This is a genomic window from Streptomyces sp. NBC_00335 (assembly GCF_036127095.1).
Lineage (GTDB): Bacteria > Actinomycetota > Actinomycetes > Streptomycetales > Streptomycetaceae > Streptomyces.
Window position 1 is genome coordinate 6,623,829 of the sequence record NZ_CP108006.1, and the last position, 11,446, is coordinate 6,635,274.

Here is an 11,446-nt window from a genome sequence, read left to right on the forward strand (position 1 = left end):
GTGACGTCCCCGACGGGGGGCGACGGGCGGATCGGTATGCGGGGCGGTGTGCGGCCGGGCGCGTCGTCCGAGCGCCGTCGGCGTGCCGTCAGCGCGGCGTCAGCGTGCCCGCGAGGGCCAGGTCGAGGGCCTGGAGGAGGCGGCCCGTCGTCGCGCGGTCGCGGACCGCCAGCCGCAGCCAGGAGCGGTCCAGCCCCGGGAAGGTGTCGCCGCGGCGCACGGCGAAGCCCAGCGCGCGCAGCCGGGTGCGGATTTCCGCCGCGCCCTCGACCCGGATCAGCACGAACGGCCCGGCCGCCGTGCCCGCCACCGAGATCTCCTCGAACTCCGCGAGTCCCGCGAGCAGGTGCTCCCGGTCCACCGCGATCTGCCGGGCCGCGGCCTCCGCCTCGGCCAGCGCCGCGGGGGAGACGCACGCCTCGGCCGCCACCAGCGCCGGCGTGGACACCGGCCACAGCGGCTGTGCCGCCGCCAGCTTGGCGATCACCCCGGGCTCCGCCAGTACGTAGCCGATGCGCAGCCCGGCCAGGCCCCAGGTCTTGGTCAGGCTCCGCAGCACCACCAGGCCCGGTACGTCCGTCCGTCCGGCCAGCGCCTCGCGTTCGCCGGGGACCGCGTCCATGAAGGCCTCGTCGACCACCAGGATCCGCCCGGGCCGGGCCAGCGCGGCCAGGGTCGCCGCGGGGTGCAGCACCGAGGTCGGGTTGGTCGGGTTTCCGACCACCACGAGGTCGGCGTCCTCCGGCACCGCCGCGGGGTCCAGCCGGAAACCGTCCGCGGCCCGCAGCACCACCCGTTCCACCCGGTGGCCCGCGTCGCGCAGGGCCGCCTCCGGCTCGGTGAACTGCGGATGCACCACCACCGGCCGTACGGCGCCCAGCGCCCGCGCGATCAGTACGAACGCCTCCGCGGCGCCCGCGGTCAGCAGCACCCGCTCGACCGGCAGCCCGTGGCGCAGGGCCACGGCCGCGCGGGCGGCGCGGCCGTCGGGGTACGCGGACAGGGTGTCGAGCGAAGCCGCGATCCGGTCCTTCAGCCACTGCGGCGGGGTGTGGGACCGTACGTTCACCGCAAGGTCGACCAGCCCCGCGCCCCCGTCCGAGACCTCCGCGTCCCCGTGGTGGCGCAGGTCGTGCGTGTGGGCCGTGGCGACGGCGCAGGTGGCCGCCACCGACCGCCGCTTGGGTACGAGGAGTTCCCCGCCCCCGGCGAGCGCTGCGGCCTCCGCCACGGACGCGGTGCCGGCGGCCTCGCGGGCGGCGTCCGAGGGGTGCGGTACCGGGATCGCGGCCAGCCGCTCGGCGGGGTAGCTCAGCAGGGGCACGCCGAAACGTTCCGCCGCACCCGCGATCCCCGCCTCCAGCACCTTCCCCTCCACGGTGGCCAGGGCCGTCACCGACTCCGACGCCAGCCCGGCGCCGCGCAGGGTCTCCTCCACCAGCGCGCAGACCTCCGCCACGGACACGCCCGCGCGGCCACCGACTCCGACGACCAGTTGCGTCGCGTACTCGCCCAACAGGTTCACCCGTTCTCCGTCGTGGTGTTCATGGTGCTGCTCGTGCCCGCGTTCGCGTTCGCGCCCGCGCCCGCGCCCGTGCTCGTGCCCGTGTTCGTGCATGGTGCCCTACGCGCCTTCGGCGACTCCGTGCTCGCGGGCTCCGTGCGCGGGGACTTCGGGTGTGGGGACTTCGGGTGCGGTCGGCCCGTCAACCCGCCGTGGTCCGCCACCCGGGCGCGGAAGTGCGCGGGCGGCGCGGAGTCGGTATGCAGGGGCACATGGCCGTGATCGTGGCGTTGGGTGCGTTCCTGATGACCCTGGCAGGCGGATGGACGGCGCAGCGCGTCACCGACCGCCGCCACCTCGTGCTGGGCCTGGCCGGCGGGCTGATGCTCGGCGTCGTGGGCCTCGACCTGCTCCCGGAGGCCATGCACGCGGCCGGCGACGAAGTGTTCGGCGTCCCGCTCGCCCTGCTGCTGTTCGTCGGCGGGTTCCTCGCCGCGCACTGCGTGGAACGGGTCCTGGCCGTCCGTCAGGCCTCCCACGGGGGCACGAACGGCGACGGGCCCGGGGACTCCGGGCAGAGGGTCCCCGAGGTCGGCCTGGCGGCGGCGGCCGCCATGGTCGGCCACAGCCTCGCCGACGGGGTGGCCCTCGGCGCCGCGTTCCAGGTCGGCGGGGGGATGGGCGTGGCCGTGGCGCTGGCCGTCATCACCCATGACTTCGCCGACGGGTTCAACACGTACACCCTCACCCGGCTGTACGGGAACGACCGCCGCAAGGCCCTGCTCATGCTCCTCGCGGACGCGGCGGCCCCCGTCGTGGGCGCCGCGTCCACTGTGCTGTTCACCCTTCCGGAGGAACCGCTCGGGGCCTACCTCGGCTTCTTCGGCGGCGTCCTGCTGTACCTGGCCGCCGCCGAGATCCTGCCCGAGGCCCACCACAAGCACCCCGCACTGTCCACCCTGATGTGCACCGTGGGCGGGGTGGCGGGGATCTGGCTGGTCGTGGGCCTGGCGGAGTGACGGGGCCGGGCGTCTGAGGTTCACCGATGCGCTGCCGCGGCCTCGGCGAAGCGCAGGGCCACGGAGGGCTCCGCCGCCCAGTGCGTGTGCAGGTAGCTGGCGTGCACACCGCCCGCCACGAAGCCCTCGACCCGGCGTTCCGGATGCGTGAAGCCCCACGCCGGTGCACTGCCGGCGCCCGGCTCGATCACCGTGCGGTGGAACTCGTGCCCGCGCAGCCGGGTCCCGGCCGGGGCCAGCACGCTGTCGGAGACGGCGACCGCCTCGCGGTAGCCGAGCGTGAGCCGCTCAGACATCCGCGCGTCGGCGTCGAGCACCCCGCACATGGGCTTCCCGTCCAGCGAACGGGCCAGGTACAGCAGCCCCGCGCACTCCGCGGCCAGCGGGCCGCCGGCCGCGGCGAACGCGGCGACGGCCTTGCGGAGCGGCTCGTTCGCGGACAGCTCCGGGGCGTACACCTCGGGGAACCCGCCGCCTATCACCAGGCCGGTGGTGCGGGGCGGGAGCGCTTCGTCCCGCAGCGGGTCGAAGGTGACGACTTCCGCGCCCGCTGCGCGCAGCAGCTCCGAGTGCTCGGCGTACGAGAACGTGAAGGCCGCCCCGCCCGCGACGGCGATGACGGGTGCGGCGCCGCCGCCGGGGCTCCGCCCCGGACCCCGCGCCTCAAACGCCGGCGAGGCTGGATTTTGCCGCTGCGCGGCATTTTCCAGCCCGTCCGGTGTTTGAGGACCGGGCCCGGGCAGAGCCCGGTTTCGGGAAGGGGCGGGGTGGGGGAGAAGAGCCTGTTCCGGAGCCCAGGCTTCGCAAGTCAGGGCCGGGGCCGTTCTGGCCAGGGCCATCAGGGCCTCCAGGTCACAGCCTGCCCGGACCTGGTCCGCCAGGGCAGCCACCGACGAGACCGCGTCAGCGCGCCGCTCGGCGACCGGCACCAGCCCCAGGTGCCGCGAGGGCGCGGCCACCTGCGGAGCCCGCCGCAGGACGCCGAGCACCGGCATCCCCGCTTCCTCCAGCGCCTCCCGCAGCATCACCTCGTGCCGGTCGGAGCCGACCTTGTTCAGGATCACGCCGCCGAGGCGCACCTGCGGGTCGAAGGAGGCGAAGCCGTGCACCAGGGCCGCCACCGACCGCGACTGCGAGGACGCGTCGACGACCAGCACCACCGGCGCCCGGAGCAGCTTCGCGACCTGCGCCGTCGACGCCAGTTCGCCCCGCCCCGCGGCCCCGTCGTAGAGCCCCATCACGCCTTCGATGACGGCGAGATCGCAGCCGTCCGCCCCGTGCGCGAACAGCGGGGCCACCAGGTCCGGCCCGCACATGAAGGCGTCCAGGTTGCGCCCGGGCCGGCCCGTGGCCAGCGCGTGGTAGCCCGGGTCGATGTAGTCGGGCCCGGCCTTGTGCGGGGACACGGCGAGGCCGCGCTCCGAGAAGGCCGCCATCAGGCCCGTCGCGACGGTGGTCTTGCCGCTGCCGGAGGAGGGCGCGGCGATGACCAGTCTCGGTACGTTGAACGAGGTCACCACTCGATGCCCTTCTGGCCCTTCTGGCCGGCGTCCATCGGGTGCTTGACCTTGGTCATCTCGGTGACGAGGTCCGCGAACTCCACCAGCTTCTCGGGTGCGTTGCGCCCGGTGATCACCACGTGCTGGGTGCCGGGACGATTCCGCAGCACCTCGACGACCTCGTCGACGTCGATCCAGCCCCAGTGCATCGGGTACGCGAACTCGTCCAGCACGTACAGCTTGTGCGTCTCGGCGGCCAGATCGCGCTTGACCTGCTCCCAGCCCTCCTTGGCAGCCTGCTCGTTGTCGAGCTGGGCGTCGCGCTGGACCCAGGACCAGCCCTCGCCCATCTTGTGCCAGACGACGGAGCCGCCCTCGCCGGAGGCACCGAGCACCTTCAGCGCGTTCTCCTCGCCGACCTTCCACTTCGCCGACTTGACGAACTGGAACACCCCGATCGGCCAGCCCTGGTTCCAGGCGCGCAGCGCCAGACCGAAGGCGGCCGTCGACTTGCCCTTGCCCGGCCCGGTGTGGACGAAGACGAGCGGGCGGTTGCGGCGCTGACGCGTCGTGAGTCCGTCGTCGGGAACGACGGACGGCTGTCCCTGCGGCATTACGCGGCCCTCCTGAGGGTCGGGGATGGGGTACGTACGTTTTTCACGAGCCCGGCCAGCGAATCGGCCCGCAGCCCGTCGAGGGTGACGACCGGGCCGCCCAGATCGGCGGCCAGTGCTCCGGCCAGCCCGAGCCGGACCGGACCCGACTCGCAGTCCACGACCACGGAGGCGAGCCCGCCGGCCGCCAGCAGCCGGGCGCTGCGCGCCGAGAGCTCGCGGGGATCGCCGCCCACCGAGCCGGCCGAGGTGGCCCGCCCGTCGGTGACGACCACGAGCAGCGGGCGCCGGCTCGGGTCCCGCAGCCGCTCGATGCGCAGCACTTCGTGGGCCTTGAGCAGCCCGGTGCCGAGCGGGGTGCGACCGCCGGTCGGCAGGTTCTCCAGCCGGGCCGCCGCGGCGTCGACGGAGGAGGTGGGCGGCAGGGCCAGTTCGGCCGAGGAGCCCCGGAAGGTGATCAGGCCGACCTTGTCCCGGCGCTGGTAGGCGTCGAGCAGCAGGGACAGCACCGCTCCTTTGACCGCGCTCATGCGCTGCCGGGCGGCCATGGAGCCGGAGGCGTCGACGAGGAACAGGACGAGGTTGCCCTCGCGGCCCTCGCGGGTCGCCTGCCGCAGATCGTCCTTGCGGACGATCAGCCCGCGCCCGGTGCGCCCGCGGGCCTTCTGGTGCGGGGCGGCGGCGTGGACGGTGGCCGCCAGGTGCAGTTTGGTCAACTGGCCGCGGGGGCGCTGGGCGCCGGTGGTGCGGCCGTGCGCGGTGCGGGCGCGCGAACGCCGGCCGGAGGCGCCTTCGCCGAGCCCCGGGACGCTGAGCATCTTGGTGCGGAACGGCTCGGCGGCCCGTACGGGTGCCTGCTCGGCCGGACCCGCCGCCTCGGTCTCCTGGGCGGAGGGCTGGGTCTCGGGCCGCTGCTCGGGCTCCGCCGGGGCCTCGGGCTCGGCCTCGGTCTCGGGCGCGTCCGGTCCGGAGCCCTGCGGGGGTACGCCGCCCCCGCCGTCGGGGCCGCCGCCGTCCGGGCCGTCGTCCTGCGGACCCTCGCCCGGCCCCTCCGGCTCGGGCTCCGGCTCGGGGTCCGGCTCCTCGTCGGGGAACCCGTCCAGGATCCGGTCCAGCATCTCCTCGTCGAGACCGGGCGCGTCGAAGGGGTTGCGGCGGCGCCGGTGGGGGAGCGCCAGCAGGGCGGCCTGCCGCACGTCCTCCTTGCGCACCTCGGTCCGGCCGGCCCAGGCGGCGAGCGCGGTCGAGGTGCGGGCCATCACGATGTCGGCGCGCATGCCGTCGACCTCGAAACCGGCGCAGGTCGCGGCGATCTGCAGCAGCGAGGTGTCACCGAGGCGCACCTTCGGGAGCAGGGCCCGCGCGGCCACCACCCGGGCGCGCACCTCCTGCTCGTCCCCGGACCAGCGGCCCGCGAACCCCGCGGGGTCGTCCTCGTAGGCGAGCCGGCGACGCACCACCTCGACCCGCTGGAGGGGCTCCCGGGAGGCGGCGACCTCGACGGTCAGCCCGAACCGGTCGAGCAGCTGCGGGCGGAGCTCGCCCTCCTCGGGGTTCATCGTGCCGACGAGGAGGAAACGGGCGGCGTGCCGTACGGAGACGCCCTCGCGCTCGACATACGAGGCGCCCATCGCGGCGGCGTCGAGGAGCAGGTCGATGAGGTGGTCGTGGAGCAGGTTGACCTCGTCGACGTACAGGATCCCGCGGTGCGCGTCGGCCAGCAGGCCGGGCTCGAAGGCCTTCACGCCTTCGGAGAGGGCGCGTTCGATGTCGAGGGCGCCGACGAGCCGGTCCTCGGAGGCACCGACGGGCAGCTCCACCATGCGGGCGGGCCGCGCGGCGGCCGGTCCCGGCTCGTGGGGGCCGTCGGGGCAGGCGGGGTCCGCGGCGGTGGGGGCGCAGCTGAACCGGCAGCCCGGGACCACGTCCACCTGGGGCAGCAGGGTGGACAGGGCGCGGACGGCGGTGGACTTGGCGGTCCCCTTCTCGCCGCGCACGAGAACACCGCCGACCGCGGGGCTCACGGCGTTGAGCAGCAGCGCGAGGCGCAGGTCGGTCTGGCCGACCAGTGCGGTGAACGGGTAGGGCGTGCTCATGCGGTGGCCCCTTCTTGGGCGTGTGTACGGATACGCGTGCGCGGGCGGGCGTGGACGGCGCGGCCGGGCTGCGGGTGCGCCGCTGCGCGGGGCGGAGTTCCCCTGCCCGCCCTTCGCCCGTTCCCCGGAGCTCCGCCCCGGACCCCGTGCGTGCGCTGCGCGCCCGCGCCCTCGAACGCCGGGCGGGCTGGTTCTTCGAGCCTCGCCGGCGTTTGGGGCGCGGGGTCCGGGGCGGAGCCCCGGGGAACGGTGGAAGGGTGGGTCGGGGACGGCCCCCGCAGGGCTGCGCCGCTCATGGCGCGCCCGGGGGGAGGAAGGGGAGGCCCGACGGGGCGCCGGTCTCGATCAGGCGCAGCAGCGCGTCCGTGTCCGCGTGTTCCTCGATCAGGTCGCCGAGCAGATCGAGCTGCTCCTCCCGCAGGGAGGCGAACGAGGTGTCCGGGGCCGGGACGAAGCGGCGGCCCGCCGCCGAGGCGACCTCGCGGAGGAACGCCCGGCGGAAGCCGTCCGACTCCAGCGAGCCGTGCCAGTGCGTGCCCCACACCTCGCCGACCCGGCACCCGTCCAGGAAGGGGGTTCCGCCCAGGACTTCGGCCACGCCGTGGTGGATCTCGTACCCCTCCACCGGCTCGCCCAGCGCCGAACCGACCGGCCGGGCCAGGGTCTTCTCCCGCTCGAAGCGGACCCGTACGGGAAGCAGCCCGAGCCCCGGCACGGAGCCGGCCTTCGACTCGACCTCGTCCTCGATGTGTTCGCCCAGCACCTGGAACCCGCCGCAGATGCCCAGGACCGGCCGCCCCTCGGCGGCCCGCCGGGCCAGCGCGTCCGCCAGCCCCCGCTCGCGCAGCCAGGCCAGGGCCTTGACCGTGCCGCGGGTGCCGGGGACGACGACCAGGTCCGCGTCCGCCAGTTCCTCGGCCCGGTCCACGAACCGCACGACCACGCCGGGCTCCGCCGCGAGCGCGTCGACGTCCGTGAAGTTGGACATCAGCGGCACCGCGCAGACCGCGACCCGCAGCACGTCCCGGCCGACGGGCGGGGCGACCACGGATTCGCGTACCGCGCCCCGCAGGGAGACCCGCAGGCCGTCCTCCTCGTCGATGCCCAGCCCGTGCTGGAAGGGGAGCACGCCGTACGTGGCCCGCCCGGTGAGGCCGCGCAGCATCTCCATGCCCGGTTCCAGCAGGGTGACGTCACCGCGGAACTTGTTGACCAGGTAGCCCGCGATCAGCGACTGGTCCTCGGGGGAGAGCAGGGCCGTCGTACCGAAGAAGGACGCGAAGACCCCGCCCCGGTCGATGTCGCCGACGACGACCACCGGGAACCGCGCGGCCCGCGCGATGCCCATGTTCACGATGTCGGTCCGGCGCAGGTTGATCTCGGCCGGGCTGCCCGCCCCCTCGCAGATCACGGCGTCATACGTGCCCCGCAACTGCTCCAGGCAGTCCGTGACGATGCCGAGCAACTGCTCCTGACGCCCGCCGTGGTAGCCGCGGGCGCTCATCTCGCCCACCGGCTTGCCCAGCAGCACCACCTGGCTGCTGCGGTCGCTGCCGGGCTTGAGCAGCACCGGGTTCATCAGCGCGGTCGGCTCCACGCGGGCCGCCTGGGCCTGCATGGCCTGGGCGCGGCCGATCTCGGCGCCCTCCCTCGTCACGAAGGAGTTCAGCGACATGTTCTGCGCCTTGAACGGGGCGACCTTCACGCCCTGCCGGGCCAGCCACCGGCAGATGCCCGCCGTGACCACGCTCTTGCCCGCGTCCGAGGTCGTACCGGCGACGAGGAGCCCCCCGCCGCGCTTCGCTCCGCCGCTCATGCGCGCCGCCCCTTCTTCTTCGTCGTACGGGAGACCAGCGTCCGGGAGACCAGCGTCCGGGCGGCCACGCAGGCCCCCAGCGCCACCCACGTCACCTGGCGCGACAGTCGCACCGCGCGTTCGATGTCGGCGACCTCCACGGGCCGCCCGGCCGCACCGTTGAGCACGGCCCGGTGTTCGACCCGGCCCGCGTACGCCAGGGTCCCGCCCAGCCGTACGCCCAGCGCCCCGGCGAAGGAGGACTCCACGGGGCCCGCGTTGGGGCTCGGGTGCTTGGCGGCGTCCGCGCGCCAGGCCCGTACGGCTCCCCGCCGGTCGGGCCCGGCCAGTACGGCGGCCAGGGCAGTCAGCCGGGCGCCCGGCCAGCCGGCCACGTCGTCGAGCCGGGCCGAGGCCCAGCCGTAGCGCAGGTGGCGGGGGGACTTGTGGCCGACCATCGCGTCCAGGGTGTTCACGGCGCGGAAGGCCAGCAGCCCGGGGACGCCCGCGACGGCGCCCCACACGAGGGCGCCGACCACGGCGTCGGAGGTGTTCTCGGCGACCGATTCGACGACCGCGCGGGCCATCTGCTGCTCGTCCAGGGCCTGCGGGTCGCGCCCGCACAGGTGGGGCAGCCGCTCGCGGGCCACCTCGGCGTCCCCGGCGGCGAGCGCGCCGCCGATGGCGCGGGCCTCCCGGCCCAGCGAGGTGCCGCCCACGACGGCCCAGGTGGCGGCGGCGGTGAGAGCGATGCGGGCGGCCGCGGGGCGGGAGCGCACGGCGCGGGCGCCCAGCGCGCCGACGGCGGCGGCGCCTCCGGCGCACAGCAGGGTGTGCAGGGCGCCCCGGGCGCGGTCGTCGCGCCACAGGGCGCGTTCGACGGCGGCGGCGGCTCGTCCGAAGGCGGCCACGGGGTGCCCTCGGCGCGGATCCCCGAGGATCCGGTCGCCGATCAGGCCCGCCGTGACGCCGTACGCGAAGACGCGATCGGCACGCATGGTGGCAGGTATGTCCTCACTCAGGGTCCGCGCCCTGGTTCGACGTGTCCGGCGGCGAGAGTTCCTGGCTCCCGGCCGCACACGGCCAGAGGTCCGCGTGCGCCGGTGACAGTGGCGGGACCGCGCCGGATTCGCACCGGACTTCCTCTCCATGCCGCCGTATTGGCTCGGGCAGTCCACCACGCAGCGCGAAGGCCCGTCAACTCGCCGTTGACCTGCGGAGGGGTGGCGGGGGAGGGGGCGGGGCCGGGCCCGCGCGAAGGGGCAGGGGTACGTCCCGGGCCGGTCCGGGGCATGCGAAAGCTCCCTCCGGTACGAACCCGGAGGGAGCCTTCGTACGTGCCGTCCCGCGCCTCAGGCGACGATCAGGTAGATCCCGTAGGCCACGGCCGCCGCGCAGAGCGCGAAGCAGGCGTACGCACCGCTGCGGGCCAGGGTGGCGGCGCCGCCCTGTTCGGTGGCGGCCTCGTGCTTGGAGAGCCCCATCAGGCCCAGGGTGAACAGGGTCACCAGGATGACGGTGGCGGAGAGGCTGACCCCGAAGACGGAGCCGAGTGCTGCCCAGTCGATCTTCATACCGCTGAATCCTCTGTCGTTCTCGGGGTCAGACGGCCGCGGCCGGAGCCGCGGGAGTCGTCGTCGCGGAGGCCGGGATGGTGGCCCTGAGCTCATCGTCCGTCACCGCGGCGGTGCTGCCGGCGGCCGAGGCGGTCGGCGGGACGCTGACGGCCGCGATGGCCGTGGTGACGACACCCGGCTCCTGGGCGTCGGCCGTCCCGACCTCGTTGACGTTGGTGTGGTCGACGACCTGGCGGCGCGAGATCAGCCAGATGGCGACGCAGGAGCCGATCAGGAAGACCGTGACGCCGGCGATGCCGATGTCCCCGGTGCGCATGACCAGCTCGGCGCCGGCGGCCACCAGGGCCGCGGCCGGGAGGGTCAGGCCCCAGGCGATGAACATGCGGGTGGCGGTGGACCAGCGGACCACGCCACCCTTGCGTCCCAGACCCGAACCCATGACGGCGCCGGAGCACGCGTGGGTGGTGGAGAGGGAGAAGCCGAGGGAGGAGGAGGCCAGGATGACGCTGGCGGCCGAGGTCTGGGCGGCGAAGCCCTGCTGCGGCTGCAGGTCGGTCAGGCCCTTGCCCATGGTGCGGATGATGCGCCAGCCGCCCAGGTAGGTGCCCATCGCGATGGCCAGACCGGCGGAGACGATGACCCAGACCGGCGGGTTGGAGCCGGGGGAGAGGGCGCCGCCGGCGACGAGCGCCAGCGTGATGATGCCCATCGTCTTCTGCGCGTCGTTGGTGCCGTGCGCCAGCGAGACCAGACCCGCGGAGGCGATCTGACCGGCGCGGTAGCCCTTGGCCGAGGTCTTCTCACCCATGCCGTTGCCGACCTTGTACGTGACCTTCGTGGCCAGGTACGCGGCGAAGCCGGCGACCAGCGGCGCGGCGATCGCGGGGATCAGCACCTTGGTGACGACCACGCTGCCGTTGACGGCGCCCATGCCGGCGGAGGCCACGGCCGCACCGATCAGGCCGCCCATCAGGGCGTGCGAGGAACTGGAGGGCAGGCCGACCAGCCAGGTGACGAGGTTCCAGAGGATCGCGCCGACCAAGGCGGCGAAGATGACCTCCGGCTGGATGCCTTCCTCGTTGACCAGTCCCTTGGAGATCGTCTTGGCGACCTCCACGGACATGAAAGCGCCGACGAGGTTGAGCACGGCGGACATCGCCACCGCGGTCTTGGGCTTGAGGGCGCCGGTCGAGATGGTGGTGGCCATCGCGTTGGCCGTGTCGTGAAAACCGTTCGTGAAATCGAACACGAGAGCGGTGATGATCACGATCCCGAGGAGAAGCGTTATGTGCTCCATTTACCCAGGCTTCTGTTTGACGTCAGTGGTTCGTGGACCGTAGGC

Annotated in this window: 8 protein-coding genes, 1 pseudogene and 1 riboswitch; of the genes and pseudogenes, 1 reads left to right on the forward strand and 8 read right to left on the reverse strand. The window is 74.6% G+C overall.

The window, feature by feature from the left end; translation table 11 throughout:
- Positions 1-88 precede the first annotated feature (88 nt).
- A complete protein-coding gene (gene cobC / locus OHA37_RS30065) occupies positions 89-1,618 on the reverse strand; it encodes an Rv2231c family pyridoxal phosphate-dependent protein CobC (protein WP_266909747.1) in 1,530 nt (509 codons plus the stop codon).
- A 158-nt stretch (positions 1,619-1,776) separates the two neighbouring features.
- Between cobC and OHA37_RS30070 the strand changes: the two genes are divergently transcribed.
- A complete protein-coding gene (locus OHA37_RS30070) occupies positions 1,777-2,523 on the forward strand; it encodes a ZIP family metal transporter (RefSeq protein WP_266909749.1) in 747 nt (248 codons plus the stop codon).
- Between the two features lie 20 nt (positions 2,524-2,543).
- On the opposite strand, the gene OHA37_RS30075 is transcribed toward OHA37_RS30070, so the two are convergent.
- The 7 genes and pseudogenes from OHA37_RS30075 to OHA37_RS30105 form a co-directional block, all read right to left on the reverse strand.
- Positions 2,544-4,043 carry a cobyrinate a,c-diamide synthase gene (locus OHA37_RS30075; protein WP_266909751.1) on the reverse strand — a complete coding sequence of 500 codons (1,500 nt, stop codon included), beginning with the start codon at positions 4,041-4,043 and terminating at the stop codon, positions 2,544-2,546.
- Positions 4,037-4,636: a cob(I)yrinic acid a,c-diamide adenosyltransferase gene (cobO, locus tag OHA37_RS30080; protein ID WP_243338462.1), complete on the reverse strand. Its 600-nt coding sequence runs from the start codon at positions 4,634-4,636 to the stop codon at positions 4,037-4,039. Before cobO ends, OHA37_RS30075 begins: the two co-directional genes overlap by 7 nt.
- Complete coding sequence (locus OHA37_RS30085) at positions 4,636-6,732, reverse strand: putative cobaltochelatase (RefSeq protein ID WP_266909753.1); 2,097 nt, start codon at positions 6,730-6,732, stop codon at positions 4,636-4,638. The genes cobO and OHA37_RS30085 overlap by 1 nt, the downstream gene beginning before the upstream one ends.
- 295 nt (positions 6,733-7,027) lie before the next feature.
- Positions 7,028-8,548, reverse strand: a pseudogene (locus OHA37_RS30090) (cobyric acid synthase); the annotation flags it as partial.
- Complete coding sequence (locus tag OHA37_RS30095) at positions 8,545-9,525, reverse strand: cobalamin biosynthesis protein (protein WP_266909757.1); 981 nt, start codon at positions 9,523-9,525, stop codon at positions 8,545-8,547. The gene OHA37_RS30095 and the pseudogene OHA37_RS30090, both read right to left, overlap by 4 nt.
- A 58-nt stretch (positions 9,526-9,583) precedes the next feature.
- Positions 9,584-9,673: riboswitch (cobalamin riboswitch) on the reverse strand.
- A 206-nt stretch (positions 9,674-9,879) separates the two neighbouring features.
- Positions 9,880-10,101 carry a hypothetical protein gene (locus OHA37_RS30100; protein WP_266909759.1) on the reverse strand — a complete coding sequence of 74 codons (222 nt, stop codon included), beginning with the start codon at positions 10,099-10,101 and terminating at the stop codon, positions 9,880-9,882.
- A gap of 28 nt (positions 10,102-10,129) precedes the next feature.
- Positions 10,130-11,401, reverse strand: coding sequence for an inorganic phosphate transporter (locus OHA37_RS30105; protein ID WP_266909761.1), 1,272 nt, complete (start codon positions 11,399-11,401; stop codon positions 10,130-10,132).
- Positions 11,402-11,446 lie beyond the last annotated feature (45 nt).